The sequence below is a fragment of the Streptomyces sp. NPDC037013 genome (assembly GCF_055607265.1).
The window spans coordinates 553,462-580,456 of record NZ_JBVJRV010000002.1 but is presented as its reverse complement, the minus strand read 5'-3'; the positions used below and the strand labels follow the sequence as shown (position 1 = coordinate 580,456).

Sequence of the window (26,995 nt, the reverse complement as noted above, 5' to 3'; positions counted from 1 at the left end):
TGCGGGGTCACACGACCCGCACCGGCAGCGGCCGCACCGCCTCCTTCAGGGCCCGCGCCAGCTCCTCGTACTCCGCGGCCCGCGCCGCCCCCGTCCGCATCGCGAGGGCAATCCGCCGGGTCGGCGCGGGGTCGGCGAAGTACCCGGTGAGCAGCTGGTTGCTGCGGCTGGTCTCGACGCGGACGGCGGTGCGCGGCAGCAGCGTCACGCCGAGCCCGCCCGCGACCAGCTGGACCAGGGTGGAGAGCCCGGCGGCGGTCGTGGTGACGGGGGCGTCGGCGCGGCCCGCCTCGCGGCAGATGTCAAGGGCCTGGTCGCGCAGGCAGTGCCCCTCGTCGAGGAGCAGGAGGTTCAGCTCCTTCAGCGCCTCGCGCGGGATGCCCTCACGGCCGCCGAGCCAGTGGTCCAGCGGGGTGACGAGCACGAAGTCCTCGTCGAAGAGGGGAAGTTCGTCGACGCCCGGCATCCCGAGCGGGACGGCGAGCAGCAGCAGGTCGAGCCGTCCGGCGGTGAGCCCTTCGAGGAGCGAGGAGGTCTGCTCCTCGTGCACCTGGAGGTCCAGGTCCGGGTACTTCTCGTGGACGAGTGTGATCACGGCGGGCAGCAGGTAGGGCGCCACGGTGGGGATCACCCCGAGCCGCAGCGCGCCGGTGAACGGCGCCTTGACCGCCTCGGCCTCCTCCATGAGCGCCTCGACCTCGTCCAGGACGGCGCCGACCCGCGTGGCGAGGCGTTCGCCGGCCGGCGAGAGGAGCACCTTGCGGGTGGTCCGCTCCAGGAGCTTGACACCCAGTGCCTCCTCCAGTGCGGCCACGGCCCCGGAGAGCGCGGGCTGGCTCATCCCGATCGAGGTGGCGGCGTCCCGGAAGTGGAGATGCTCGGCCACGGCGGCGAAGGCGCGGAGCTGCGCCAGGCTGGGCTGTTTGCCGTTGGGCTGCTTGCCCCTATTTATGGCTCGCACTGATAACCACCTCCGATCAACATGACCCACTCTAGCTATTTCCCTAATCAATGCACCCTGTGCCACCATCGACATCAGTCCAACCCCACAGGAAACTCCCCAAAAGGGATTTTCTCTGCTGCAAGGAGTGCGTGTGCTCACTGTCGGTGACAAGTTCCCCGAGTTCGACCTGACCGCCTGTGTCTCGCTGGAGCAGGGCAAGGAGTTCGAGCAGATCAACCACAAGACCTACGAGGGCAAGTGGAAGATCGTCTTCGCGTGGCCCAAGGACTTCACCTTCGTGTGCCCCACCGAGATCGCCGCGTTCGGCAAGCTGAACGACGAGTTCGCCGACCGTGACGCCCAGATCCTCGGCTTCTCCGGCGACTCCGAGTTCGTGCACCACGCCTGGCGCAAGGACCACCCGGACCTGACCGACCTGCCCTTCCCGATGCTGGCCGACTCGAAGCACGAGCTCATGCGTGACCTCGGCATCGAGGGCGAGGACGGCTTCGCGCAGCGCGCCGTCTTCATCGTCGACCAGAACAACGAGATCCAGTTCACGATGGTGACCGCCGGTTCCGTGGGCCGTAACCCCAAGGAGGTCCTGCGGGTCCTCGACGCCCTGCAGACCGACGAGCTGTGCCCCTGCAACTGGACCAAGGGCGACGAGACCCTCGACCCGGTCGCGCTGCTCTCCGGCGAGTGAACAGGAGCCTCTGACATGGCACTCGACGAACTGAAGTCCGCCGTACCGGACTACGCCAAGGACCTCCGCCTGAACCTGGGCTCGGTCATCGGCAACAGCGACCTGCCGCAGCAGCAGCTGTGGGGCACCGTCCTCGCCTGCGCCATCGCGTCGCGGTCGCCGAAGGTGCTGCGCGAGCTGGAGCCCGAGGCGAAGGCGAACCTCTCCCCCGAGGCGTACACGGCCGCCAAGTCGGCCGCCGCCATCATGGCGATGAACAACGTCTTCTACCGCACGCGTCACCTGCTCTCCGACCCGGAGTACGGGACGATGCGCGCCGGTCTGCGGATGAACGTCATCGGCAACCCGGGCGTGGAGAAGGTCGACTTCGAGCTGTGGTCCCTCGCGGTCTCCGCGATCAACGGCTGCGGCCAGTGCCTGGACTCGCACGAGCAGGTCCTGCGCAAGGCCGGCGTCGACCGCGAGACGATCCAGGAGGCCTTCAAGATCGCCGCGGTCATCCAGGCCGTCGGCGTCACGCTGGACACCGAGGCGCACCTCGCGTAGTTCCGCCGACTCATACGGAAGCGGGGCCCGGAACCGAAAGGTTCCGGGCCCCGCTTTCGTGTGTACGGGCTACTCCCGCGGCTCCGCGGGAGCGGACGGGGAGGCCGGGGCGGGCGCCGACGGGGACGCCGGTTCCGGCGTGGACGCCGCCGGTGCCGAGTCCAGGGCGGTGGCACCGCGCGGCTGCGGGGCCTGCTTCAGAGCGGCCTCGTGCGCGTACGCCCGCAGATAGCCGACGACCGTGTTGGTGACGGCGACCAGCGGCACCGCCACGACCGCCCCGCCGACCCCGGCCACCATGCCGCCCGCGGCGACGGAGAGGATCACCGCGAGCGGATGCACGCGCACCGCGCGGCCGAGGATGAACGGCTGCAGGATGTGCCCCTCGATCTGCTGCACCGCGAGGACCACCACGAGCGCCATCACCGCGGTGAACACGCCCTGGGTGACCAGGGCGACGACCACCGCGAGGGCGCCGGAGACCACGGCGCCGACCAGCGGCACGAAGGCGGCGAGGAAGATGATGACGGCGAGCGGCACCGCCATCGGCACCCCGAGGAAGTAGATGCCGAGGCCGATGAAGATGGCGTCGATCAGGGCCACTATCACCGTGCCGCGCACATAGGCGGTGAGCGTGCGCCAGGCCCGCGGCCCCGCGCCGGCGATGCCGGGCCGCGCCTGGGCGGGCATCAGCTTCAAAAACCACTGCCAGATGCGCTTGCCGTCGTAGAGCAGGAAGAGCGTGGAGAACATCGCCAGCAGGATGCCGGTCAGCATCTCCACGATGACCGTGACGCCTTCCAGGCCCGCGGAGGTGAGCTCCTCCGTGTTGGAGCCGACCGCGTCCCGCAGGCTCTTGGCGATGTCGTTGATCTGGTCCTCGGTCACGTGGAACGGACTGTTGAGGAGCCACTTGCGCAGATCCTCGATGCCGTCCTGGACCTGCCGGGACAGTTCGTCGGCGTTCTCCATGACCTGCCAGACCACGAACCAGCCGACCAGACCCATGATGACGAAGCCGAGGATCGCGGTGACCGCCGTCGCCAGGCCCCGCGGCAGCCCGAGCCGTCTGAGGCGGGCCACCGTGGGCTGGAGCAGTGCGGTGATCAGGAGGGCGGCCACGAAGGCGAGCACCACCAGCTGCACCGCGCTGATGACCTTCATCAGCACCCAGAGGGTGCCCGCGAGGACGAGGAGGCGCCAGCCGGCCTCGGCCGCGACGCGCATGCCCCACGGGATGGAGGCCACCGGGTCGGGTCTGGCCGCTATGGCCGGCGCGTACGCGGGCGGTGGCGGAACGTGTTCACCGTCCTCGACGTAGGAGTCTCTCGGCTCGTCGGTCTCCGGATCGGCGTCGTCCTTGTCGCGGCGCTTCTCGTTCAACCGCTCGCCCATCTCGCTCAGTCCGGCGCCGAGCCGGCCGAGCCACCCTGGCACTCGCGACATGATCCGTCCTCTACCCCCGTCTTTACCCACCACTCCCCCCAGGAGCTGTCGCACCGACCGTACACGGGAGAGACCCCCCACCGTAGGACGGTGAGGGGCCTCTCGAGGTTGAGCTCCGGTACGGCCGGACGCGGCCTAGTACCAGCTGTTCGCCTGCCAGAAGCTCCATGCTCCGCACGGGCTGCCGTAGCGGTCGTTCATGTAGTTCAGGCCCCACTTGATCTGCGTGGCCGGGTTGGTCTGCCAGTCGGCGCCCGCCGAGGCCATCTTGGAACCGGGCAGCGCCTGGACGAGGCCGTACGCGCCCGAACCGGCGTTGGTCGCCTTGTAGTTCCACGTGGACTCGTGGTTGACGATGTTGCTGAAGCACTGGAACTGGTCACCGGGGACCATCTGCCGTGCCATCGCCTGGACCTGAGCGACCGTGTAAGAGCTCTGGGGCGTGAAGCTGGAGGCGTCCCGGGCGGAGGAGCGGCTGGCCTTGGTCTCGGCCTTCTCCTCACGCTCCTTCTTGGCGGCGGCCTTCTTGGCCGCCTCCTCCTTCTCCGCCGCCTTCTGCTTCTCGATCGCCGAGGCGGCGGCCTGCTTGCGGGCCTCCTCCGCAGCGGTCTTCTTCGCGGCGGTGTCGGCGGCCATGGCCTGCGCGTCGGCCTGCTGCGTCAGGGACGCGGTCTGGACCTGGGCCTGCTGACCCGCGGGGATATCTGCGAGGAGCGTCGCTTCGCTCGCCGCTGCCTCGAAGTCGTTCGAGTTCGCGGGCTGGGCGTTGCCCGAGGCAACACCCACGACAGCGCCGACGGTGGTGACCGCGGTGGCAGATGCCACGGCGAATCCCCGGACCGAAATCCGGCTCACACGGTTTCCTTCCAGCATCGCCCGCATAGGTGACCTCGCGGACGCAATCGTGCCCCTGGCGCTGGCCTCCGCTTGCGATCGGTCACGGGAGGCACGGGCCCGGTGGACAACTCCCGTTGGGGGAGCGTCGCGTGGTGCTTCGGGCGGCATGCGACGGCCACTATGAAGTTCTGGGGTGCGGTACCGCTGGGGGTACAGGTGTGTCGCATGCGGGGCCTGACAGGACCCAGACTCTGCCCCAGCCGGACACCGCAAGGCAATTCTCCGTTGCGTGGGAAAGCTCACACCCCGTTTGCCCCAGGAGTTTTCCGGAAAGAGGCGCACACCGAGACGCCGCCCGGCTAGGCTCACTCGCTTCGCCGGACGGCGCCAACTACGGCTGAACCGCCGTGAACTGACTCACAGGAGTCAGAACCGTCAGATCCCTCAGATGTGCCCGTCCTCCAGCATTTCGGTCACCAGCGCGGCGATCTGCGAACGCTCCGACCGGGTGAGCGTGACGTGCGCGAAGAGCGGATGCCCCTTCAGCTTCTCGACGACGGCGACCACTCCGTCGTACCGCCCCACGCGGAGGTTGTCGCGCTGGGCCACGTCATGGGTGAGTACGACACGGGAGTTCGCCCCGATGCGGGACAACACGGTCAGCAGGACGTTCCGTTCCAGCGACTGCGCCTCGTCCACGATCACGAACGCGTCGTGCAGCGAGCGCCCGCGGATGTGGGTGAGCGGCAGCACCTCGAGCATCCCGCGCGCCGTCACCTCCTCGATGACCTCTTTCCCCGCCACCGAGCCGAGCGTGTCGAAGACCGCCTGCGCCCAGGGACCCATCTTCTCGGCCTCGGTGCCGGGCAGATAGCCGAGCTCCTGCCCGCCCACCGCGTACAGCGGCCGGAAGACCATCACCTTCTGGTGCTGCCGGCGCTCCAGGACGGCCTCCAGGCCCGCGCAGAGCGCGAGCGCGGACTTGCCGGTGCCGGCCCGGCCGCCCATCGAGACGATGCCGACGTCCGGGTCGAGGAGCAGATCGAGCGCGATCCGCTGCTCGGCGCTGCGGCCCTTGATGCCGAAGGCCTCCCGATCGCCGCGCACCAGCCGGACGTTGCCCTCGGCGGTGACGCGGCCGAGGGCCTTGCCCCGCTCGGACTGGATGGTGAGCCCCGTGTGCACGGGCAGCTCCGCCGCCTCGGGGACGTACAGGGAGTCCTCTTCGAAGAGGAGGTCCACCTGTTCGCCCGAGAGCGTCAGCTCGGCCATCCCGGTCCAGCCGGAGTCCGTGATGGCGAGCTCGGCCCGGTACTCCTCGGCGAGCAGCCCCACCGACGAGGCCTTGATCCGCAGCGGCAGGTCCTTGGAGACGACGGTGACGTCGTACCCCTCCGCCTGAAGGTTGCGCGCCACGGCGAGAATCCGTGAGTCGTTGTCCCCCAACCGGTAGCCGGCCGGGAGCACGCCGGGATCGGAGTGGTTGAGCTCGACGCGCAGCGAACCGCCCAGGTCCCCGATCGGGATCGGGGCGTCCAGGCGGCCGTGCCGGATGCGGAAGTCGTCCAGCAGGCGCAGCGCCTGCCGGGCGAAGTAACCGAGCTCCGGATGGTGCCGCTTGGCCTCCAGCTCCGTCACCACGACGATCGGCAGCACGACTTCGTGCTCGTCGAAGCGGATCAGGGCGTTCGGGTCGGCCAGCAGGACGCTGGTGTCGAGAACATAGGTGCGCCTGTCGGGCATGCGGCGCTTTGTGCTGGTCACCACGGAAGGACGTACCCCCTCGGATGAGGTCGGGGAGCGACGGGAGGGATGCCGGGTGCGATCCGGCGGGTGTGAGCCGGACCGGTCACGGGCCGCGATGCGCGGGCCGAGCGCCGGCCCTCCACGTCGCCCGTGCTGCTCACACGGTCGTCCTGGTGCAAAGGGCCTCCCGGGCGGACGGCCCATGCCGTCCGCTGAGATACGACATCCGTGAATCGGACGTCGACCTGGAAGGCTTATTCCCTCGAACAAGCGCAGCCATGCCAGGGCATATGACGACGCGTTGGTTAACTCCGGGTTACCCCGACCTCAGGGGCGGAGGCGGATCAGCCGCCGTAGCGGCGGTGGCGTGCCGCGTAATCGCGCAGCGCACGCAGGAAGTCGACCTTGCGGAAGGCCGGCCAGAACACTTCGCAGAAGTAGTACTCGGAGTGAGCGGACTGCCAGAGCATGAAGCCGGAGAGACGCTGTTCACCACTCGTTCGGATCACCAGGTCGGGGTCGGGCTGGCCGCTGGTGTAGAGGTGCTTGGAGATCTGGTCGATGTCGACGCTCTCCGCGACCTCCTCCAGAGCGGTGCCCTTCTCCGCGTGTTCGAGGAGCAGCGAGCGGACGGCGTCGGCGATCTCCTGGCGGCCGCCGTAGCCGACGGCGACGTTGACCAGTATCCCGGTGTTGTGGTGGGTCGCCTCTTCGGCTTCCTTCATCACCATCTGGGTGTGGGCCGGCAGCAGGTCGAGGGCGCCGACGTGGTGCACGCGCCAGCGGCCGTCGGCGACGAGCGAGCGGACGGTGCCCTCGATGATGCCGAGGAGCGGGGTCAGCTCGTCCTCGGGGCGGTCGAAGTTGTCGGTGGAGAGCATCCACAACGTGACGACCTCGACGTCCGTCTCCGCGCACCAGCCGAGGAACTCCTCGATCTTGTGTGCGCCCGCCTGGTGGCCCTGTGCGGTGGTGCCGCCGGCGGCCTTGGCCCAGCGGCGGTTGCCGTCGAGGATGACTCCGATGTGCTTGGGCACCTGGTCGTGGTCGAGGCGGCCTTCCACCCGGCGTGCGTAAAGTCCGTACACCAGGTCGCGCAGGTTCACGTGTGTCAGCCTCCAGCAGATGGCGGTCCTCAAGGGGCGCGCCCAGAGCAACCCCGAGGGCGACACCCTACCGCCGCTCTAGTGTCCCTCCACAGTCGGGTGGCATGGCGCTCCAGTAGCTTCGTCCCCATGAACGACACGTCTACGTATCGCGCGGCACCGGACCGTTACGACTCGATGGAGTACCGGCGGACGGGCCGCAGCGGTCTGAAGCTGCCCGCCGTCTCGCTCGGTCTCTGGCACAACTTCGGTGACGACAAGCCCCTCGGCACGCAGCGCGAGATCCTGCGCCGCGCCTTCGACCTGGGCGTCACGCACTTCGACCTGGCCAACAACTACGGCCCGCCGGCCGGCTCCGCGGAGCTCAACTTCGGCAAGATCTTCGCGCAGGACTTCGCCCCCTACCGCGACGAGCTGGTCCTCTCGACGAAGGCCGGCTACCTCATGCACCCCGGGCCGTACGGCGAGTGGGGCAGCCGCAAGTACCTGCTGTCGTCCCTGGACGCGTCGCTCACGCGGATGGGTGTCGACTACGTGGACATCTTCTACTCCCACCGCTTCGACCCGGACACCCCGCTGGAAGAGACGATGGGCGCCCTCGCCTCGGCCGTCCAGCAGGGCAAGGCGCTCTACGTCGGCGTCTCCTCGTACAACAGCGAGCAGACCGCCGAAGCCGCGCGCCTGCTGCGGGAGATGGGCGTCCCGGCCCTCATCCACCAGCCGTCGTACTCGATGATCAACCGCTGGACCGAGGAGGACGGCCTGCTCGACACGCTGGAGGCGGCCGGCATGGGCTGCATCTCCTTCGTGCCGCTCGCCCAGGGCCTGCTCACCAACAAGTACCTGAAGGGCATCCCGGAGGGTTCGCGCGCGACGCAGGGCAAGTCCCTCGACCCGGGGCTGCTCAGCGACGAGGTGGTGCGCCGGCTCAACGGCCTGAACGACATCGCGGCCGCCCGCGGCCAGTCCCTCGCCCAGCTCGCCCTCAACTGGGTGCTCCGTGACGAGCGGATGACCTCCGCGCTGATCGGCGCCTCCAGCGTCGGGCAGCTGGAGGAGAACGTGGCGGCGCTCTCGGGTCCGAAGCTGACGGACGAGGAGCTGTCCGCGATCGACACGTTCGCCGTGTCGACGCCGGGCACCAACATCTGGGCCGGGCGGGGCTGACCCGGCAGGCAGACGCGGAGGAGCCCCGGACGGATCGATTCCGTCCGGGGCTCCCCCATGCGTCAGGCGCGCGGCCGCTTGAACCAGGCGCCCGCCGCGCCCTGCGAGAGCAGGATGACGACGGCTATGGAGCCGAGCAGCGGCAGCAGCCCGCCCGGGTTGCCCGCGGCCGTGCCGCCGAGGCCGAGCAGGATCTGGACGCTCATCAGGACGATGCACGTGACGCGGATGCCGTTGCCCGCGCTGCCGTACCGGAAGGCCATGCCGGCGGCGACCAGGAGGCAGAGGTTCACGCCGAGTGCGGCGCCGCCCGTCTCCGGGTTGACCAGGCCGATCAGGGCGACGCTGCCGATGAGGGCGAGGCCGCCGAGGACCCAGAGGACGATCTGCGCGGACCGGACGACGCCGGGCATGCTCTGCGGGGGCATGGGGCCGTATCCGGGGCCGTACCCGTATCCGTACCCCTGGCCGTAGCCGGGGTCCTGGGCGGGGCCGTTGTACGTGGGGAGTCCGGGCGGCGGGCCGGGCTGGGGAGGCTGCGGGGGGTACTGGTCGGACGGCGGCGCGGGGTACTGGTCCGACGGTGGCGGGGGGTTCTGGCCCGACGGCGGCGGGGGGTTCTGGTTCGACATGTCCCTGACGATAACCGGACGACGATCTTCAGCCGGTGGCCGGAACGGCGGGGGGCCGCGGGCGGGGCAGTGCACACGCCCACGCGCGTCGGGGCAGAAAAAACGGGCCGGTCCATGGGGGGGAGATGGACCGGCCCGAGGGGGGGTTTCCACCATAACCCTTCGTAAGTGCTGCTGGGTGCATCGGCGTGCCACAACTACTCTCCGAGACCGGCCGACGACTGCACGAACCCGTTCCACCGGCGGAATCCCGGGTTCTGAGACGGATTCCGGCCGGGCGCGGCGGTAACCCCCAAGAGGGACCCCCCGAGGGTTCGCGCCCTTGACGTTCCGGGCCACCGTGGCGCCAATACAGGGCATGGCGACGATGACGGTCTGCGCTCCCCCGCCGACCGACCGGACGACGACTCCCGCGCACGCCTCTGCGGGGATCCCGCTGGGGACGGAGATCCCTCTGGAGATCGCGGACTCGGCGCGGGCGCGGCGGCGGGGTCTGCTCGGGCGCGCGGGCGTGCAGGGGGCGCTCCTGCTGACACCGGCGAGCGGTGTGCACACCGTGCGGATGCGGTTCGCCGTCGACGTGGCGTACCTCGACCGCGAACTGCGGGTGCTCGCCGTCCGGACGATGCGCCCGGGACGGATCGGGCTGCCGCGACCACGGGCCAGGCATGTGCTGGAGGCGGAGGCCGGGGCGCTGGCCCGGTGGGGCGTGCGCCGGGGCGCGCGGATCGTCGTACGCGGGGAAGCGGAGAGCGCGGGCGGCGCGGACGTTGCGGATGATTCGATGTGACACCCCGCCGCACCGGGGGGCTCGCGGTGCCGCGCGGCCCCCTCCACCGCGCGGCACCGCCCCGCGTTGATTTGCTCACGCGAATTAGCCTTGGTCTGAACTTACGTGACGCCGAGGGGTGGATCGAGCCAGTATTGATAACGATGCGGAATCAAGGCTTCGATTACGGGTCGTACGTCACGGTCTGACGCAAGCGGGAGATATGCCCGGCTTGGCCAACTAGGCGGCGCTATCGGCGGTGTTGCCGGACCCCGGGGACCCCGCCCGCTCCTGCGCGCCCGCCTTGTACGCCAGCACCTGCTGCATGTGCTCGCTCCCCCACAATCCCAGGGGCACCAGGGCCTCGTTGAGGGAGAGGCCGAGTTCGGTCAGGGAGTACTCGACCTTCGGCGGGACCTCACGGTAGACCTCGCGGTGCACGATGCCGTCGGACTCCAGTTCGCGCAGCTGCTGGATCAGCACCTTCTCGCTGACCCCCTCGATGCTCCGCCTGAGCTCGCCGAAGCGCAGCGTCACGCCCGCGTTCAGCGCCCAGAGGATCATCGGCTTCCACTTGCCGCCGACGACATCCACCGCGGCGTCGAGCCCGCAGGCGTACGGTTTCCCGTCCCTCGGCACGGCCAACTCCTCTGCTCGTACGGCCCCTTACCGGGCCGACAGTACCGGCTTGCGCAGGTCGAAGAGGTGGCGCGTGCTGTGGGCCACGAAGGGGCCCTCCGCCTGGATCCGGTCGTGCAGCTCGCGCAGCCGCGGCCGGTACTCCGCCACGCTGAACCCGGGGACCATCCACACCACCTTGCGCAGGAAGTGGACGACCGCGCCGATGTCGTGGAACTCCATCCGCAGCCGCTCGGCCCGCAGGTCCACGACCTCGAGACCCGCGGCCTCGGCGGCCGCCCGCTCCAGGTCGGGGTGGCGGCCGTTCCTGACCTCCGCCGGCTGCGGACCGAGGAAGTACTCGACGAGCTCGAAGACGCTGGCGGGCCCCACGTGCTGCGCGAAGTACGTGCCGCCGGGGCGCAGGACGCGCGCGATCTCGTCGAAGTGCGCCGTCACCGGGTGCCGGCTGGTGACCAGGTCGAACGCCTCGTCGGCGAACGGCAGCGGCGCGTCCTCGGGCGAGGAGACGACGGCGACGCCGCGCGGGTGCAGCAGGGCCGTGGCCTTGGCGACGTTCGCGGGCCAGCCCTCCGTGGCAACGGCGAGCGGCGGCAGGGCGGCGGCGGAGGCCAGCACCTCGCCGCCGCCGGTCTGGATGTCGAGGCTCGCGGAGGCGGTGGCGAGGCGCCGCGCCATGGCCTCCGCGTACCGCCACGACGGCCGCTCCTCGGTGGCCCGGCCCTCGAACCACGAGAAGTCCCACCCTTCAGTGGGCGCGACCTCGGCCTCGGCCACGAGGTCGTCGAAGGTGCGGGGTGTGGTGGGGCGGGGGTCCTGGCTTCCGGCGGCGTGAGGGGCACGGCTCCCGGCGGAGCGAAGGTCATCGATCTCCGCGGAGCGGGGCTCCTGGCTCTCGGGGTGAATCATGGGGCAATCCTGACATCCACGACGGGGCTTGACGCGCGGGCGGGAGCCGTCAGACTTCCCCCGTGTGACAGTCACCCGCCACACCATGACGGACGAGCAGCGCAAGTCGGTCGCGCTCGCCTACCTCAAGGCCTTCGACCGGGGCGGCAGGACCCCCGACGGAGCGCCGCTCCTCGATCTCTTCGCGGACGACTCCCAGGTGTACTTCCCCAAGTGGGGCCTGGCCGACGGCAAGACGGAGATCGGGCGCATGTTCGGCGACCTGGGCTCCACGCTCCGTTCCATCACCCATCACTACGCCGACTTCAACTGGATCTTCTCCGGCACGGACACCGTGGTCTGCGAGGGCACGAGCCACGGCGAGCACCGGGACGGCGCCTGGCGCGCGGGGCTGCCCGCGTGGGGCGCGGGCCGCTTCTGCGACGTCTTCGAGATCCGGGACTGGCTGATCCACCGATGCTTCATCTACCTGGACCCGGACTACGCGGGCGGCGACGCGGGGCGGTACCCGTGGCTCAGCCCGTAGTGTCCTCGGTCTGTGTGCCGCCCCGCGGGAAGGAGACCTCCACCCGGCGGTTCTTCCGTCGGCCCTCCTCGGAGCCGTTGTCCGCGATGGGGTAGTCCTCGCTGTATCCGCGTACGGAGTAGGTGACCTCGGGGCCCAGGTAGGCGGCGAGTTTGTCGTGGACGGCCTCCGCGCGTTCCCGGGAGAGCTTCTTGCCGTGTGCGTAGGAGCCGAGGTTGTCCGTGAACCCGAACACCCTGACGTCCGTGGCCTTCTGCTTCTCGGCCTCCTCCGCGATCGCCTTGATGCGGGCGTTCGCCTCGGGGTTCAGCTTCGGGCTGTCCTTGGGGAACAGCACCTCGGCCTGGAGCGCGAACTTCACGTCCGTATTGGTGTCCTCGCGGCGCTCCTCGCCGCCGAGGTCCTCGACGACGGACTTGATGTCCAGCACCTTGGCCGGCGCGAGCGTGGCCCCGTCGGCGAGCTTCAGCCCCGGACTACTGGAGTCCACCTCGGGGGGCGGGGAGGTGGTGGTACTGCCGGGTGGCGCGGACGGATCATCGTCCGCCCAGGCCGGACCAGGCCCGAGCACGAGAAGCAGGGTGCTGAGCGCGACGGCGACGGTGGCGGCGAGGTGGCGGGCCATGGGTCTACTCGCCCTCGGAGATCTCTATGGGGGCGGGGGGCATCGATCCCACTTGGAAGGTGACGGTGCCCGTCCCCTCGGGGGGTGCGGGGAACTGAGCGAACCAGGTGGCGGTCTCCCCCTGCTTCACACGTCCGTTGAACTTGGTGCAGAGGCAACGTCCTGCTGTGTCCCTGAGGACGAGGTACTTCTTCTTGCCCTTGTCGTCCACGAGACTGGCGCCCGACAAGGACCCTCCGTTGGAGCGCAACTCGCGTTCATCACTCGCCCAGTTGGCACCCAGCCACGAGCGGCTCCCGTTGTTCGTTACAGTTCCCGAGACGGTCACGAATCCTCCGCCGTCACGGAGGGCCGACGTGATCTTGACTCCGATGTCGCCGTCCTTGGCCTCCGCCAGAAGTTTGTCACCCGAGGGAGTCTGGTCCTCCTCCGGCTCTTCATCGCCCTTGTCCTTCCCCGCCGACGGCGAAGAGGTCTTTTCCGGCTTGTCGTCGTCCCCTCCGCCACCGCCACAGCCGGCGACCGCGAGGACCAGCCCAGTCGTGATCGCCACAGCGGTCATTGCCCTGCGGGTCATCGTGGTGCGCCGAATGTCCATCGCTACGGCTTCCCTCTCTCGTCGATCGCTTGTCAGTCGGCCAGGTGAACTGAGAAGAGGACAGAAGCGTCCGGGAGATCGTCCGGCTCGAAGTCTTCGGGATCGATCTCGATGGGATCGCCACCGTCGCACTCGAATTCCACGGCCTTCTCCGGGTCGGCCGACGGATCGACGTCGCAGCGCGGTTTGATGACGGCGGTGGCATCCGCCTTGGCGTGCTTCGACTCCGTACCCGGGATGATCGAATCGCCCACGGTGTAGTTGGTCGTCACCTCTGCCCGAAAGCCCGGGTAGCCGTTCACTTCGGCGGGGCTGACGACCACGGTGGAGTCGTTCTCGGCGGCGAGCGCCTCCGCCGCGGCACTGGCACCGGCTCCCGTGAAGTTGTCTCCGGCGAGCCAGTCCGGCCAGTCGTCCCCCTCGCCGCGGATGGCCAGCCCCAGGCCCTGCATCAGCTCATCCCTGGCATCCTGAGCGGCGGCCAGAGCTGCGGCGTCCGCGGCGGTTTGAGCGCCGTTCCGAGCGGAGGCAGCCTGAGCGAAGGCGAAGAAAGCGAACGCGACGAAGAGCAGAATCCCCGTCATCCAGATATAGATGGGGAGAGTCTGCCCTCGGTCGCTGCGCAGGCCGCGAGCGGTCAGCCGCCCACCACGTCGTCGACCGCATCCCCGATGGCCCCGGAGATCGTGCCGTCCAGCCCCAGCTGGTCGATCAACGTGAAGATCCCCGCAATAAGAATCATCAACCCCGCATACTCCACGAACCCCGCCCCCGCGTCCCGCTCCTTCCCCCGGACCCGGGACGCCACGGCGACCGTCCACTCCACCCAGACTCTGAGCACGCGTTCCTTCAGCACGACGGCTCCTTCTCTCCCAGCCGATACCGAGCCCGTTGTGGTCAGAGGCAACGTACGCCACCACGCGTGCATCGGCAGCAACTCTGCGCAACGGATGCGGTAACCCGGGTGCCCGGTCCGCAAGTTGGCGGGTTCTCTTCCCTCTCGGTGAGATCACCATGCACGAAGTCCCCTCCCGCGAACCGTGAACCCAAAACTGACTGTCCCACATCGAGTTGCATCCGCGAAGGGCTTTCGCGGAGCCCGTTCCGGCCGACGGGAATTCACCCGGTACGCCACCTCGTACGCCACCCCGTACCCCATCGCCCGCTACCGTCCCAGGATCGAGCCGAAGTCCGAGCCCGAGCCGAGGAACATGCCCGCCGCGATGAGGATCATCGTGGCCGGGAGCATGAAGACCAGTGTCACCATCGTCGCCTTGGGGATCGTCTTCGCCGCTCTGCGGCGGGAGTTCTGCGCGTCCGTGCGGCGCATGTCCGTGGCGATCTGGATCAGCGTGTCCGCGATCGGGGAGCCCAGCTCCTCGCCCTGCTGGAGCGCGGAGACGAACTGGGCCACCTGTTCGGAGGCGTTGCGGCGCCGGAGTTCGTCGAAGGCCTGGCGGCGGCTGACGCCCATGTCCATCTGGCGCAGGGTGATGCGGAGTTCGTCCGCCCACGGCCCCTCGTACCGTTCCGCGACGCGGTCCAGTGCCTGGCGGAAGCCGAGGCCCGCCGAGACTACGACGGCGAGGACGTCCAGGAAGTCGGGGAGGGTGCGGTCGATGACCTCGCGGCGTTCGCGGATCGCCTGCCAGATCAGGGCGTCGGCGGCGACCGCGCCGAAGGCCAGGGTGAGCAGGCCGAAGAGCGGGGAGCCGTTGGTGAGGAAGACGAGGCCGAGGACGACGCCGAAGATGCCGTAGACCGCCCGGCGCGCGGCGTAGCGGTCGATGGTCAGGCCGCCCGGGTTGCCCGCCATGTCGATCCTGCGGCGCTTGGCGTCGACGCGTTTCGGGCCCATCAGGCGGAGTACGAAGGGGGCGAAGCGCATGCCGAGGCGGTCGACCGCGGAGCCCGCCACCGAGACGCGGGTCGCGCCGACCTCCAGGGCGACGGCGAGGTCGGTGGGGAGCTTGGCGTCCGCGCGGTACATGCGGATGCCCTGGCAGACGCCTGCCACGGCGAGGGCCATCGCGAGCGCTAGCAGCAGGCCGAGCACGTCAACTCTCCTTCCTGGCACGGCATTTCTAGACCTCGATCTTGCCCAGGCGCCGGATCACGAAGAACCCGACGCCGTACAGGCCCAGCGAGATGAGGATCAGGGTCTGGCCCAGCGGTGAGCCGGTCACGCGCTCCAGCGCGCCGTCGTTCGAGGAGTTGATGAGGAGCAAGGAGCCGAGGCCGAGCAGGGGGACCGTGAACGCCGTGGCGTGGACCTCCGAGAGCATCGTGCGGACCTCGCGCCGCGTCTCCTTCCTGTCCTCGAGGGTCTGGGTGAGGTTGCGCAGGGAGTTGACGACGGTGCCGCCCGCCTTGTTGGAGAGGACCAAGGTGGTGACGAGGACGATCAGTTCGCGGGATGGCAGGCGCGCGGCCAGTTCGCCGAGGGTGTCGTCGATCGAGCGGCCGAGGCTCAACTGGTCTGCCACATGGGAGAGTTCCTCGCCCGCCGGGGCCTCCAGTTCTTCCGCCGCCATCGCCAGGGAGGTGCGCAGCGCGAGGCCGGCCGCCGTGGCGTTGGCCAGGATGCGTGCCACGTCGGGGAGTTGGTTGATGAAGGCCTCGATGCGTTTCTGGCGCTGCCAGTTGAGGAAGGCGAGCGCGCTCCACACCGCCACCACTCCCGCGATCGGACCGAAGAAGGGGGCCAGGGTGGCCGCCGCCATCAGCCAGAGCGCGGCGACGACCGCGACGACGTACGTGAAGAACTCGCCGGGGGTCAGGTCCAGGCCCGTCGCCGAGAGCCGCAGGTGCAGGGAGCGGCCCAGGCGGGTGCGGCGCAGGCGCCGGTCGACTGCGGCGAAGCGGCGCACGCGGCCGTGCGGGCCGCCGTCGCCGGAGCCGGGGCCGGGGCCGAGCGCGAGGCGGTCGACCAGGGCCTGGCGCTGGGCGCGGCCCGACGCGTAGGTGTGGACCCCGGCGACGGCGAGGGTGCCGGTGAGGAGGGTGGCGCCGAGCGCGAGGACGGCCGGGTCGGTCATCCGATCGCCTCCCTCGCGTCCGGTACTGGGTCGGTCATCCGGTCGCCTCGCTCGTGTCCGGTACTGGGTCGGTCATCCGATCGCTTCCCTCGTGTCCAGTACGTCGATGGCCTGGGCCACGCCGAAGGCCGGCGGCACCGGTTCGTTGGCGACGTACAGCTTGTCGGCGACCTCGCGCGGCAGCGGCAGATGCTCGAAGTGGCCGTGCACGACGCGGTCGGCGCCGAGCGGGCGCGGCACGAAGCGGGTGACCGGCACGATGCGGAACTGCTGGCGGCCGTGGCTGACGAGCAGCACGATCTCGGCGACCTTGCGGGAGCCGTCGCCGTGCCTGGCCAGCTGGATGACGACGTCGACGGCGGAGTTGATCTGGTCCTTGAGCGCCTCGAAGGGGATCTGGACCTCCGACATGGAGCCGAGGGTCTGCAGCCGCATCAGGGCGTCCTCCGCGGTGTTCGCGTGGACGGTGGCGAGCGAGCCGTCGTGGCCCGTGGACATGGCCTGGAGCATGTCGAGGGTCTCGCCGCCGCGGACCTCGCCGACGATGATGCGGTCGGGGCGCATACGCAGGGAGTTGCGGACGAGGTCGCGGATGGTGATCTGGCCCTTGCCCTCGACGTTCGGGGGCCGGGATTCGAGGCGGATGACGTGCTCCTGCTGGAGCTGGAGCTCCGCGGAGTCCTCGATGGTGATGATGCGTTCGTGGGCGGGGATCAGGCCGGAGAGTGCGTTGAGGAGCGTCGTCTTGCCGGTGCCCGTGCCGCCGCTGACGATGAGGTTGAAGCGGGCGCGCACGAACGCGGCGAGCAGCATCAGCATGTGTTCGTCGAGGGAGCCGAGGCCGATGAGTTCGGGGAGCGTGTAGGCGCGCGGGAAGCGGCGGATGGTGAGGGTGGCGCCGGTGAGGGCGAGCGGCGGGATGATGACGTTGACGCGTTCGCCGGTGGGCAGGCGGGCGTCGACCATGGGGTTGGACTCGTCGACGCGGCGGTTGACCGTCGAGACGATGCGTTCGATCGTCTGCATCAGCTGGTCGTTCGAGGCGAAGCGGAGGGGCAGTTGCTCCACCCGGCCGGCGCGCTCGATGAAGATCGAGTCGGGGCCGTTGACCATGATCTCGGTGATGGAGGCGTCGGCGAGGAGCGGTTCGAGTACGCCGAGTCCGAGGGCCTCGTCGACGACGCGGCGGATCAGCTGGGCGCGCTCGGAGGTGGAGAGGACCGGGCCCTCGCGGCTGATGATGTGGCCGAGGACGCGCTCCAGGCGGACGCGGCGGTCGGCCGCCGCGAGCGACGACATCTCGGCGAGGTCGATCTCCTCCAGGAGCTTGGAGCGGTAGACGGCGACCAGGCCGTCGTCGCGGCTCGGCTCGGTCTGGCGGGTGGGGGCCACGCGGTGGCGCAGGCTCATGGCGTCCTCTCGACCTCCTTCGTACGTGCGTGGGCGTGGGTCAGTCGTCCGCGTCGTCGTCGTTCGGCATGGTGGCCTCCCTGGTGACGCTCCAGTCCGAGTCGACGAAGGGCAGCAGCGTCGGGACCTGCACCTCGACGGTGGCGGTCGTCGTGTCCCCACCCCGGCTGACGCCGACGGACGCGGTCAGGCCCCCGTCCATCGCCGCCGCGCCCGCCGCCTCCCCCGACTCGCCCTGCGAGGCCGCGCGGGCCGCGGCGCGGGCGCCGGAGCCGGCCTGGTTGGCGGCGTACCCCACCAGGCCGAGCTGGATGGCGGCGAGGCCGACGAGCAGCAGGATCGGCAGGAATCCGGCGAACTCCAGCATGGATACGCCGCGGTCGCCCCAGCGGCGACGGCGTCCGGTGGCCCGCGCCCGGCGGCCCCGGAGCCTCACGCGGAGCCCGGCCCGTGTCATCCGTCATCCCCCTCCTTCGCCGCGCCCGCCTCCCCGTCGACGTGCCATCCGGCGTCGAACCCGGGGAAGAAGACGGGCACCTCCACGGAGACGCGCGCCTTCCAGACGGCGCCCTCGTCCGTGCAGGAGACCGCCGCCCCCTGCCAGGCATCGGGCAGGTGTTCCTCGGCCGCGGCCGCGCACGCCCCGTCGGCGCCCTCCCCCGCCGCGTACGCCGCCGTGGCCGCCCGCGCCGCCTCGTCCGCCGCGTTCCCGGCCAGGGAGTACGAGTACCCGTACAGCGCGCACTGCCAGAGGATCGTCATGACGACGAGGAGCAGCGGGAACATCCCGGCGAATTCGAGGGTGACCGCGCCCCGGTCGCCGCTCGCCGCCTTTCTGCGCAGGGCCAGTGCCCCCCGCTTGGCACCGGTGCCGGCGGCGTCGGGGTCGACCAGGCCGAGTTCGCCCGCGAGGGCCCACAGCGCCTGTTTCACCGTGGAGCGGCTGTCGAGGTCCTGCATGCGGCCCGCGTCGACGACGGAGTGCAGTTCCTTGAAGCAGGCGGGCACGGTGGAGCGGGCCGTGCGGGTGCCGGTGACGCGCTCCACCAGGGAGGGCTGGATCTCCGCGGTCCTGCCGTAGCGGTTGACGACGGTGACGGTCTCCTCCGCCTTGCGGATCTGGAGGCGGTCCCAGAGGCGGACCATGCGCTTGGCGGCGCGGACGGCCACCACGTCGGGGGTGACGAGGAGGAGGGCCTGGTCGGCGAGTTCGACGGCTGTGGCGCTCGCTCCGGTGACGTAGGCACCGCAGTCGACGACCACGACGTCGTAGCGGGCGCGGAGCGCGCCGATGGTCTGGCGGGCGACGCGGTCGGTGACCTCTTCGCCGCGTTCGCCCTCGGCGGGGGCGAGGAGCAGGCCGATGCCGGTCTCGTGGGTGTAGATGGCGTCCTGCAGGACGCGGGGGGTGATGTCGTTGATGGCGGCGAGGTCGGCGACGGAGCGCCGGAACTGCACGTCGAGGTAGGAGGCGACGTCGCCGGATTGCAGGTCGAGGTCGAGGAGGGCGACGGAGCGGCCGGAGGCGCTCGCGGCGAGGGCGAGCTGCACGGCGGCGACGGTGGTGCCGACGCCGCCCTTGGCCCCGCTGACGGCGACGACGGTGCCCGCGCCGCCCGGCCCGGCGCCCCCCGCGTACAGCTCGAGGCCGCTGTTTCCGCTGCCGAGGTGGCGCCGCATGCCGGTGGACCAGGCGGCGGCGGCCTGGACGCGCTCGGCGAGGGCGTCGTAGGCGAGCGGGAGGCCGACGATGCCGCGCGCGCCGGAGTCCATGGCGGCGGTGAGGAGGCCGGGGCCGGTGTCGGCGGTGATGAGGACGACGCCGACGGCGGGGAAGCGCAGGACCAGGTCGCGGATGAGGTCGAGGGCGGGGACGGGGCCGATCCGCTCGTGGACGAGGACGACCTCGGGCAGTTCGTCGACGGATTCGGCGGCGAGCCGCGCGAGGGTGTCGAGCAGGGCCGTGGAGTCGCCGACGGGCGGCGCGGGTTCGGTGTCGGGCAGCTGGCCGGTGAGCGTGGACAGCGCGCGGGCCGCGTCGACGTCGCCGACGGCGGGGAGGATCCGAGTGGTCATACGTGACCTCCTACTTGTCCTCGTCGAGGGTGTACGTGCGGTCCCGCGGCGGTACGGTCGCGTCGCCGCCGGCGCCGACCAGGGCGAGCCGGACGTGGGTGGCGAACGACTCCGCGTAGGCGACGCGCTGGGCGTCGGCGGTGCCGAGGGCGAACGTGATGGGCACCGCCTCGGTGGCCCTGCGGCGGGTGCGGTCGTCCTGGTTCGGTTCGAGCGGGGTCAGCTTGCCGACGTCGAGCACCTTGGCGCCCTCCACGATGACTTTGGACTGGTCCTTCGCCTTGTCGGTCTCGCCCTTGAAGGTGGCGTAGATGTTGACCTTGGAGCCCGGGGTGATCTTGCCGGCGACGCCGGTCGCCGCGTCGATCATGATGGCGATCTCCTGCTGCCCGGGGCCGAGTTCGGGCCGCTCGACGATCATGTCGGACTGAAGCAGCGAGCCCTTGCGCAGCTGGGTGACGGCGATCTTGCCGCGGATCTCGCGCAGGTCGGTGACGGCGTTGTCGGAGAGCCACCGCTCGGGCATCTCGACCTTCTCGAACTGTTCGGCGGTCAGCTCCTTGTAGGGCGCGATGTCGCCCCTGAGCTTGTACGCGGCCACCTCGGGGCCCACCTTCGAGTTCACGTCGCGGATCACCGAGAGGACGCCCGCGAACGCACCGACCGCGCACAGGACCGACAGGACCAGCAGGATGACACCGCGGCGCTGGCGTGAGTTCATGGGCCGGACTACCTCGATCGGGTGCGGTTGGCTACGGACGGTGAGCGGGGTGGCGCGCGTGCGTTCGTCGGTCGCGTACGAGGTGCGGGGGCGGGGCGGGCGGGGCCGGTCCTAGGTCGCGCCGCGGGGCAGGGCGGTGGCGGCGCCGTGCCGGGCGGTACCCCGGCCGGTGCGGAGCCGCGGGCTCGGGGGGACGAGGTCGCGCACCGGCGGTGCGGGGCGGTCGGAGGGGGGCGGCAGGGGCGCGGCGCAGAACGCGCAGCGGTCACCGATGAGTTCGAGCCCGCACCAGTGGCAGTCGTCGCGGCGGACGGACGACACCAGCTGGTAGAGGACGGAGATGTCCGGGATGGCCGCGGCGAACTCGACGAGCCTGCCGGTGGCCCACCAGCGCTCGGACTCGTCGGGCAGCCGCGCCTCGCCGACCTCCTGGGAGTGCCAGGCGGGGGCGAGGGTGTCGGTGACCCAGTCGGGGGCGAGGCGGCCGGGGGCGTAGAGCAGCCGGGTGGCGAAGCCGGGTCCCGGCAGCTGTGTCCCGTCGCCGGCCGCCACCTTGACCAGCTCGGGCCGCGGGGTCGCGAGGACGGCGAACTGGCTGCCCGGCATCCAGGACTTGGCGTGCGACTGGAGGGTGACGGGCACCCGGTCGAGCCGGGCGACGGAGCCGAGCAGGGCGCCGGCGTAGATGTAGTGGGAGAGCAGCCGGGCGGCGCAGGCGAGGACGCCGGGGCTGAAGTCGCAGATGGACAACTGCCGCAGCTGGAGGGCGAGTACGGCGAGGCCGAGCGGCGGCAGGTCCGAGCGGACGACGGCGATGCGGTCGCTCTCCAGGACGGAGCGGACCGCGTGCAGCCGCCGTGCGACGGCGGTGGGCGCGGAGGCGGGGCAGAGCGCGATGACGTACCCGTGGTGCTCGATGAGGGTGTGCATCTCGGTGAGCGCCTGGTCCAGGGAGTACGCCCGCGGGGCCTGCACGGCCGCCTGGAGGACGGCGGCCGACGGGGTGTGCCGGTCGGGTGACGGCAGCACGAGGTCGGGGCCGGTGACGGCTATGGCGGTCGGCAATGCGTACACCCCCGGTCCTCGTGCACTCCTGCCTCAGCACCATATCCACGTCATGGTCGACTCGACACCCAACTTCCCACTGTTCATGCGGAGGTGGGCCGATCGGCGCTTCCGCCGCGACCGGCGCGCCGGAACGGGTGGCGGCGCCCCCGCTACCCCGGAGGCGCCGCCGCCGATCACCGTCGATCGCCGTTCGGGCCGGTCAGAAGGTGACCCCCGCCCACAGCAGCCGGTGGTCGGAGTGGATGGCGTGCGTGGCGTCGGCCCAGTCGACGTGCGCGGACATCGGCACGAAGATGTAGTCGATCTTCTTGTTCGAGTCCGCCATCGTGGCCTCGCCGTCCCGGCACCAGGAGAAGACCGGGAAGGGCGGCCCGCCGATCACGTCACCCAGGTGCGGATTGTTGCCGCAGTGGCTGTCGGCCTCCTTGAACCGGCCGTGCGCGCCCCGCCCGTAGGCGGAGTCGTAGAAGTTGTCCGGCGCCTGGTGCAGCGGCTCGGCGTTGAGGTCGCCGCCCACGAACTTCGTGTACCCGGCGTAGGTGGTGTCCAGGATCTCCTTCGCCCGTGCGGACTCCTTGCGCCGCTCGGCCTTGCTGTTGTGCGTCAGGTGCACGCTGCACAGGGCGAGCTGCCGGGTCGGGGAGGTGACGCAGAGCATCTCGCGCTGCTCCCGGTCGGCCGAGGTGCCGAGGCCGTGGCCGACGAGCGTGGCGGGGTCGAAGCCCATGTCGTTGCGGACGAGGAGGCCGTTGCCGAAGTCCGTGCGCTGCTCATCGGGTACGCCCACGGGGTGATAGCACTTGGTGTTGGGGCCGCCGGCTCTCGTCGTCACCGGGTCGAACAGGACCGTGTACTCGCCGCCCAGCCGGGTCTGCAGCCGGGCCGACCAGTCCGCGCAGGCCTCGTTCAGGGTCATGAAGGCGGGCTTGCGGTCCTGGACGCTGTCGTAGAGGGCGTCGGGCGCCTCGTCGCCGTCGTCGCCGTGCTGGGCGTTGCCGCCGGCCATGTTGAACTGGCCGATGGTGTACGACGCGGCGGCCGCGGGGGCCGGGGCGGGCGTCGCGGGTCCGGCCGGGGCCGCGGCGCCGCTGGGCGCGGCCCACAGCAGCCCGCCGGCGAGCAGGGCCGCCAGCGACGCGAAGGTGCGCGCGGGGCGGGACGCGAACGTACGCAACGTACGCGTGGGGCGGGACGCTAACGTACGCAACGTACGCGCGGGGCAGGTCGTCTTCCTGGGGCGTCTCGTGGTCATGGTCTCCCCCGTCCGCCCGGCCGTCCGGCGGCCGGGCTCGAATGGGCCACGACGGTACTGACGGAGAACGGAAAAAGGCCGCACGCGCCGAGGACCGGGCCAAAACTCGACGCCGCCGGAACCGGCACGTCCACGCCCCGCCAGCTCCGTGTTCGGGCCCGGGCGCCCCGGATCCAGGTTGGCCGAAGCCGTTCCCCGGAACCTCCGCGTCCTCAGAAGAAGCTGCCCCAGTCCTGGTCGGTGATCTGCTTGACGCACAGGATCAGGAAGAGCAGGCCCGCGATGGCCAGCATGGCGTTGCTGACCGGTCCGTTGCGCCACTCCCGGGGCGTACGCGTGGAGTTGAGCAGCCAGACCAGGGTGAGGGCGAGGAACGGCATGAAGGCCGCGCCGAGGACGCCGTAGATGATGATGAGGCGGAACGGCTGCCCCTGGAAGAGCAGGATCATGGGCGGGAAGGTCAGCCAGAGCAGGTAGGCGCGGAACGGCACGGACTTCTCGTGGCTGCCGGACGCCACCTCCTCGCCGGTCAGCGCCCGGTCGCCGGCCCCGACGCGCTGCTTGCGGTAGCGCTCGACGAAGTCGGCGAACATCAGGCTCACGCCGTGCCACACGCCGATCAGCGAGGTGAAGGACGTGGCGAAGAAGCCGACGAGGAACAACTTGGCGGTGGCGTTGCCGTACTCCTCCTCCAGGATGCCGGAGAGCTGGACGAGACCCTTGTCGCCGCTGGCGATGGCGACGTTGGCGGAGTGCAGCATCTCGGCGCCGACGAAGAGCATGGCGACGACGAAGATGCCGGTGGTGATGTACGCGACGCGGTTGTCGAGCCGCATCACCTTCATCCAGCCGGTGTCGGTCCAGCCCTTGGCGTTGACCCAGTAGCCGTACGCGGCCAGCGTGATGGTGCCGCCGACGCCGCCGATCAGGCCGAGGGTGTTGAGGATGGAGTCCTTCTCGTCGGGCAGGACGGGCAGCAGGCCCGCGAAGGCGTCGCCGAGGTGCGGGGTGACGCGGATGGCGAGGTAGACGGTCACCACGAACATCACGCCGACGAGGACCGTCATGACCTTCTCGAAGACGGCGTACTTGTTGAACCAGACGAAGACCAGCCCCACCACGCCGGTGAGGATGGCCCACCACTTGAGCGCCATGACGTCGGGGAAGAGGGCCTGGAGGGGCAGCCCGGACGACGACATCGCGGCCGCCCCGTAGACGTATCCCCAGATCACCACGTAGCCGACGAAGAACCACGTCGTCCAGCGGCCGAGGCTCGCCCAGCCGTCGAAGAGGGTGCGGCCGGTGGCCAGATGCCAGCGGCCAGCCGCCTCGGCGAGCGAGATCTTCACGACGCAGCCGATGACGGCCGCCCACAGCAGGGTGTAGCCGAAGTTGCTGCCCGCGATGAGCGTCGCGACGAGGTCGCCCGCGCCGACGCCGGTGGCGGCGACGACGATGCCGGGGCCGATGTATTTCCAGCTCGACTTGCGCGGCCGGGGGGCCGACGCGTCGGCGGTGGTGCCACTGCCCGTGGTTTCAGCCATGCCGATCAAGAAAGCGCATCGCCGCGCCCGGCACAAGGGGGTTGCACAAGGGGGTTGGCCGAAGAGAGCGTTGACGGGAGCATGCCACGGTTCGACGATGGGGCCGCGCAACCCGCATCGCACCGGGCGCACGAGCGGCGTGTACGCCGCGTACGGGGTGCGTCCACAGCACACGCAGCACGGCGCGCGCCCCCGCACGTGTCGTGTCGTGTCGTGTCGCACCGAACACCCCACACCCCCACAGGAGACTTCATGCGGCTCCGCATACGCGGCAGGAGATCCGCCGCCCTCGCGACCCTCCTCACCCTCGCCCTGGCGGCGCCCCTCACCGCCAACGCCGCACAGGCGCCGGACGACCGGGCCGACCGGCCCGCCACCGGCAAGACGGCGGCCGACCAGGAAACGCGCCAGTACGAGATCCCCCTGCGCGACGACCGCGCCGCGCGCACCGAACTCGCCCGCACCGGCGTCTCCATCGACGAGGTCGACGCCCGCACGGTCGTCGTCTCGGCCGACGCCGCCCAGGCCGCCGCGCTCCGGAAGTCGGGGTACGAGCTGAGGGCCCTGGCCGGGCCCCCGAAACGCACGAACGGGCAGGCGATCGAGCCCAAGGACTTCCCGTCCGCCGACGCGAAGTACCACAACTACGCCGAGATGAACGCCGAGATCGACCAGCGCATCGCCGCCCACCCCAACCTGATGAGCAAGCGCGTCATCGGCAAGTCCTACGGGGGACGCGACATCGTCGCCATCAAGGTCAGCGACAACGTCGCCACCGACGAGGCGGAGCCCGAGGTTCTCTTCACCCACCACCAGCACGCGCGCGAACACCTCACGGTGGAGATGGCGCTCTACCTGCTGCGCGAACTCGGCGACGACTACGCCACCGACGCGCGGATCAAGAAGATGGTCGACGAGCGCGAGATCTGGATCGTGCCCGACCTGAACCCCGACGGCGGCGAGTACGACATCGCCACCGGCCGCTACCGCAGCTGGCGCAAGAACCGCCAGCCCAACAGCGGCTCGTCGAACGTCGGCACCGACCTGAACCGCAACTGGGCCTACAAGTGGGGCTGCTGCGGCGGTTCGTCCGGCTCCACCGGATCCGAGACCTACCGCGGCCCGAGCGCCGAGTCGGCCCCCGAGGTGAAGGTCGTCTCCAACTTCGTCCGCAGCCGTGTGATCGGCGGCAAGCAGCAGATCAGGGCCGGCATCGACTTCCACACCTACAGCGAACTGGTCCTGTGGCCGTACGGCTACACGTACAACGACACCGCCCCCGGCCTCACCCAGGACGACCGTGACGCGCACGCCGCGGTCGGCCGCAAGATGGCCGCGAGCAACGGCTACACGCCCGAACAGTCCAGCGACCTCTACATCACGGACGGATCGATCGACGACTGGCTGTGGGGCGACCAGAAGATCTTCAGCTACACCTTCGAGATGTACCCGACGTCCTCCGGTGCCGGCGGCTTCTACCCGCCCGACGAGGTGATCGAACGGGAGACCTCCCGCAACCGGGACGCGGTCCTGCAACTCCTGGAGAACGCGGACTGCATGTACCGCTCCATCGGCAAGGAACAGCAGTACTGCACGGGCTGACGCCACGTCGGTACGGCGGGGCCCCGGCCGGGTGGAGGCCGGGGCCTGGTGTGGTGGGGCCTGGTGTGGTGGGGCGCTGAGGTGCCGGTGTGTGCTGTGGCGCTGTGCGGCTGTGCGGCTGAGGGACCAGCGGCGCTGCTGTGCCGGTGTGTGCCGTGCCGCTGTGCCGCTGTGCCGCTGTGCTGCTGAGGGACCAGGCTGGGCCGACCTCCGGGCCACGCCGCTCGGGCCATCGGCTTTCGTCGCCGGGTGCGGACCGGACCATCGTGGGCGGGCGTTACGGTGCGGGGCGAGGGAGGGCGGGGACTTCGGCGGGCCGGGACCTTCGAAAGTGACCGGGGCCGCCCGGGCGGGGGCGAGAGTGTGGCGGCTCCGGGCCGGAAGTAAAGGGCGCCCTACGGGCGTCGGCTCCGCCGATTCCGCTCCGCTCCACCCTTGACTCCCGCCCCTCCACCGCACGTCGACCTATGACCCGGACGGCCAGGGGCGAGGCGGCGGGCTCGGCTGGTGGGGTCATCGGCTTTCGCGGCCGGGTGCGGACCGGCCCATCGTGTGCGAGGGCCACGGCGCGAGCTCGGCCAGCCCGCCGGCTTCGCTGTCGGGCCATCCCCCTTCGTCACCGGGTGCGGACCGGCCCATCGTGTGCGAAGGCTACGGTGCGAGCTCGGCTAGCGGCCCGGCTTCGCCGCTCGGGCCATCAGCTTTCGGCGCTGGGTGCCGACCGGCTCATCGCGTGCGGGCGCCACGGTCGAGGCGAGGGAAGGCGGCACCTTCGGCGGGCCTGGACCTTCGAAAGTCACCGGGGCCGCCCGGATTTTTGCCTGAGTGTGGCGGTTCCGGGCCGGAAGTAAAGGGCGCTTCGCGTCGGCTTCGCCGATTCCGCTCCGCTCCACCCTTGACTCCCGTCCCTCCACCGCAGCTTGACCTTCGACCCGGACGGCCAGGAATGAGGCGGCGGGCTTCGCTGATTGGGTCATCGGCTTTCGCTGCCGGGTGCGGACCGGCCCATCGTGAGTGACGGCCCCGGTGCAAGCTCGGGCAGCCAGGCGGCCTCGCTGTTCGGGTCATCACCTTTCATCGCCGGGCGCG

The 26,995-nt window shown here is 70.6% G+C and carries 27 protein-coding genes; 6 read left to right on the top strand and 21 right to left on the bottom strand.

Going from position 1 to position 26,995, the window contains the following annotated elements:
- Positions 1-7: 7 nt before the first annotated feature.
- Positions 8-961, bottom strand: coding sequence for a hydrogen peroxide-inducible genes activator (locus ACZ7DY_RS07800; RefSeq protein WP_471131375.1), 954 nt, complete (start codon positions 959-961; stop codon positions 8-10).
- Between the two features lie 133 nt (positions 962-1,094).
- Here ACZ7DY_RS07800 and ACZ7DY_RS07795 point away from each other — a divergent pair, with 133 nt between their 5' ends.
- Both ACZ7DY_RS07795 and ACZ7DY_RS07790 read left to right on the top strand, forming a co-directional pair.
- A complete protein-coding gene (locus ACZ7DY_RS07795; RefSeq protein ID WP_468087589.1) occupies positions 1,095-1,649 on the top strand; it encodes a peroxiredoxin in 555 nt (184 codons plus the stop codon).
- 15 nt (positions 1,650-1,664) lie between these two features.
- The gene (locus ACZ7DY_RS07790) at positions 1,665-2,195 is read left to right on the top strand and encodes an alkyl hydroperoxide reductase (protein ID WP_471131372.1); all 531 of its coding nucleotides are present in this window, start codon (positions 1,665-1,667) and stop codon (positions 2,193-2,195) included.
- Between the two features lie 69 nt (positions 2,196-2,264).
- Here the strand turns inward: ACZ7DY_RS07790 and ACZ7DY_RS07785 are convergent, their stop codons facing one another.
- The 4 genes from ACZ7DY_RS07785 to ACZ7DY_RS07770 all read right to left on the bottom strand — a co-directional run bounded on the left by ACZ7DY_RS07785 (position 2,265) and on the right by ACZ7DY_RS07770 (position 7,330).
- On the bottom strand, positions 2,265-3,641 hold the full coding sequence (locus ACZ7DY_RS07785) for an AI-2E family transporter (RefSeq protein WP_471131371.1): 1,377 nt from the start codon (positions 3,639-3,641) through the stop codon (positions 2,265-2,267).
- A 135-nt stretch (positions 3,642-3,776) separates the two neighbouring features.
- Positions 3,777-4,496: an aggregation-promoting factor C-terminal-like domain-containing protein gene (locus tag ACZ7DY_RS07780; RefSeq protein WP_471131369.1), complete on the bottom strand. Its 720-nt coding sequence runs from the start codon at positions 4,494-4,496 to the stop codon at positions 3,777-3,779.
- A 426-nt stretch (positions 4,497-4,922) separates the two neighbouring features.
- Positions 4,923-6,245, bottom strand: a complete 1,323-nt coding sequence (locus ACZ7DY_RS07775; RefSeq protein ID WP_471131366.1) for a PhoH family protein — start codon at positions 6,243-6,245, stop codon at positions 4,923-4,925.
- A 323-nt stretch (positions 6,246-6,568) separates the two neighbouring features.
- A complete protein-coding gene (locus ACZ7DY_RS07770; RefSeq protein WP_471131363.1) occupies positions 6,569-7,330 on the bottom strand; it encodes an isoprenyl transferase in 762 nt (253 codons plus the stop codon).
- 129 nt (positions 7,331-7,459) lie between these two features.
- Between ACZ7DY_RS07770 and mgrA the strand changes: the two genes are divergently transcribed.
- On the top strand, positions 7,460-8,497 hold the full coding sequence (gene mgrA / locus ACZ7DY_RS07765; protein ID WP_471131360.1) for an L-glyceraldehyde 3-phosphate reductase: 1,038 nt from the start codon (positions 7,460-7,462) through the stop codon (positions 8,495-8,497).
- Positions 8,498-8,559: 62 nt separating this feature from the next.
- Here the strand turns inward: mgrA and ACZ7DY_RS07760 are convergent, their stop codons facing one another.
- Positions 8,560-9,129 carry a hypothetical protein gene (locus ACZ7DY_RS07760; RefSeq protein WP_471131358.1) on the bottom strand — a complete coding sequence of 190 codons (570 nt, stop codon included), beginning with the start codon at positions 9,127-9,129 and terminating at the stop codon, positions 8,560-8,562.
- A gap of 358 nt (positions 9,130-9,487) precedes the next feature.
- On the opposite strand from ACZ7DY_RS07760, the gene ACZ7DY_RS07755 reads away from it, so the two are divergent.
- Entirely contained in the window at positions 9,488-9,919 is a 432-nt protein-coding gene (locus tag ACZ7DY_RS07755) for a DUF192 domain-containing protein (RefSeq protein ID WP_471131356.1), read from the top strand.
- 219 nt (positions 9,920-10,138) lie between these two features.
- Here ACZ7DY_RS07755 and ACZ7DY_RS07750 read toward each other — a convergent pair whose 3' ends face one another.
- Both ACZ7DY_RS07750 and ACZ7DY_RS07745 read right to left on the bottom strand, forming a co-directional pair.
- Positions 10,139-10,537, bottom strand: a complete 399-nt coding sequence (locus tag ACZ7DY_RS07750) for a winged helix-turn-helix transcriptional regulator (RefSeq protein ID WP_471131353.1) — start codon at positions 10,535-10,537, stop codon at positions 10,139-10,141.
- Positions 10,538-10,564: 27 nt separating this feature from the next.
- Positions 10,565-11,446, bottom strand: a complete 882-nt coding sequence (locus ACZ7DY_RS07745) for a class I SAM-dependent methyltransferase (protein WP_471131351.1) — start codon at positions 11,444-11,446, stop codon at positions 10,565-10,567.
- Between the two features lie 64 nt (positions 11,447-11,510).
- Here ACZ7DY_RS07745 and ACZ7DY_RS07740 point away from each other — a divergent pair, with 64 nt between their 5' ends.
- A complete protein-coding gene (locus ACZ7DY_RS07740; protein WP_471131348.1) occupies positions 11,511-11,972 on the top strand; it encodes a nuclear transport factor 2 family protein in 462 nt (153 codons plus the stop codon).
- Here the strand turns inward: ACZ7DY_RS07740 and ACZ7DY_RS07735 are convergent.
- The 13 genes from ACZ7DY_RS07735 to ACZ7DY_RS07675 form a co-directional block, all read right to left on the bottom strand.
- Positions 11,962-12,597 (bottom strand): OmpA family protein, encoded by a 636-nt coding sequence (locus tag ACZ7DY_RS07735; RefSeq protein WP_471131345.1) that lies wholly within the window; start codon positions 12,595-12,597, stop codon positions 11,962-11,964. The genes ACZ7DY_RS07740 and ACZ7DY_RS07735 overlap by 11 nt on opposite strands.
- 4 nt (positions 12,598-12,601) lie before the next feature.
- Positions 12,602-13,195 (bottom strand): hypothetical protein, encoded by a 594-nt coding sequence (locus ACZ7DY_RS07730; protein ID WP_471131343.1) that lies wholly within the window; start codon positions 13,193-13,195, stop codon positions 12,602-12,604.
- A 32-nt stretch (positions 13,196-13,227) separates the two neighbouring features.
- Positions 13,228-13,821: a pilus assembly protein TadG-related protein gene (locus ACZ7DY_RS07725; RefSeq protein ID WP_471132401.1), complete on the bottom strand. Its 594-nt coding sequence runs from the start codon at positions 13,819-13,821 to the stop codon at positions 13,228-13,230.
- A gap of 11 nt (positions 13,822-13,832) precedes the next feature.
- Positions 13,833-14,036, bottom strand: a complete 204-nt coding sequence (locus tag ACZ7DY_RS07720) for a hypothetical protein (protein WP_471132398.1) — start codon at positions 14,034-14,036, stop codon at positions 13,833-13,835.
- Between the two features lie 324 nt (positions 14,037-14,360).
- Positions 14,361-15,251 (bottom strand): DUF5936 domain-containing protein, encoded by an 891-nt coding sequence (locus ACZ7DY_RS07715; RefSeq protein WP_471131341.1) that lies wholly within the window; start codon positions 15,249-15,251, stop codon positions 14,361-14,363.
- Positions 15,252-15,279: 28 nt separating this feature from the next.
- Complete coding sequence (locus ACZ7DY_RS07710; protein ID WP_471131338.1) at positions 15,280-16,233, bottom strand: type II secretion system F family protein; 954 nt, start codon at positions 16,231-16,233, stop codon at positions 15,280-15,282.
- A gap of 72 nt (positions 16,234-16,305) precedes the next feature.
- Complete coding sequence (locus ACZ7DY_RS07705; RefSeq protein ID WP_471131336.1) at positions 16,306-17,643, bottom strand: CpaF family protein; 1,338 nt, start codon at positions 17,641-17,643, stop codon at positions 16,306-16,308.
- A 40-nt stretch (positions 17,644-17,683) separates the two neighbouring features.
- Positions 17,684-18,100 (bottom strand): TadE/TadG family type IV pilus assembly protein, encoded by a 417-nt coding sequence (locus ACZ7DY_RS07700; RefSeq protein ID WP_471131333.1) that lies wholly within the window; start codon positions 18,098-18,100, stop codon positions 17,684-17,686.
- Positions 18,097-19,719, bottom strand: coding sequence for an AAA family ATPase (locus tag ACZ7DY_RS07695; RefSeq protein WP_471131330.1), 1,623 nt, complete (start codon positions 19,717-19,719; stop codon positions 18,097-18,099). The genes ACZ7DY_RS07700 and ACZ7DY_RS07695 overlap by 4 nt, the downstream gene beginning before the upstream one ends.
- Before the next feature lie 10 nt (positions 19,720-19,729).
- Positions 19,730-20,440 carry a Flp pilus assembly protein CpaB gene (cpaB, locus tag ACZ7DY_RS07690; protein WP_471131327.1) on the bottom strand — a complete coding sequence of 237 codons (711 nt, stop codon included), beginning with the start codon at positions 20,438-20,440 and terminating at the stop codon, positions 19,730-19,732.
- 111 nt (positions 20,441-20,551) lie between these two features.
- The gene (locus ACZ7DY_RS07685) at positions 20,552-21,505 is read right to left on the bottom strand and encodes a hypothetical protein (RefSeq protein WP_471132395.1); all 954 of its coding nucleotides are present in this window, start codon (positions 21,503-21,505) and stop codon (positions 20,552-20,554) included.
- Between the two features lie 202 nt (positions 21,506-21,707).
- A complete protein-coding gene (locus ACZ7DY_RS07680) occupies positions 21,708-22,682 on the bottom strand; it encodes an endonuclease/exonuclease/phosphatase family protein (protein ID WP_471131324.1) in 975 nt (324 codons plus the stop codon).
- Positions 22,683-22,972: 290 nt separating this feature from the next.
- The gene (locus ACZ7DY_RS07675; RefSeq protein ID WP_471131321.1) at positions 22,973-24,304 is read right to left on the bottom strand and encodes an Nramp family divalent metal transporter; all 1,332 of its coding nucleotides are present in this window, start codon (positions 24,302-24,304) and stop codon (positions 22,973-22,975) included.
- A gap of 252 nt (positions 24,305-24,556) precedes the next feature.
- Here ACZ7DY_RS07675 and ACZ7DY_RS07670 point away from each other — a divergent pair, with 252 nt between their 5' ends.
- A complete protein-coding gene (locus ACZ7DY_RS07670) occupies positions 24,557-25,906 on the top strand; it encodes a M14 family metallopeptidase (protein WP_471131319.1) in 1,350 nt (449 codons plus the stop codon).
- The last annotated feature ends 1,089 nt before the right edge of the window (positions 25,907-26,995 follow it).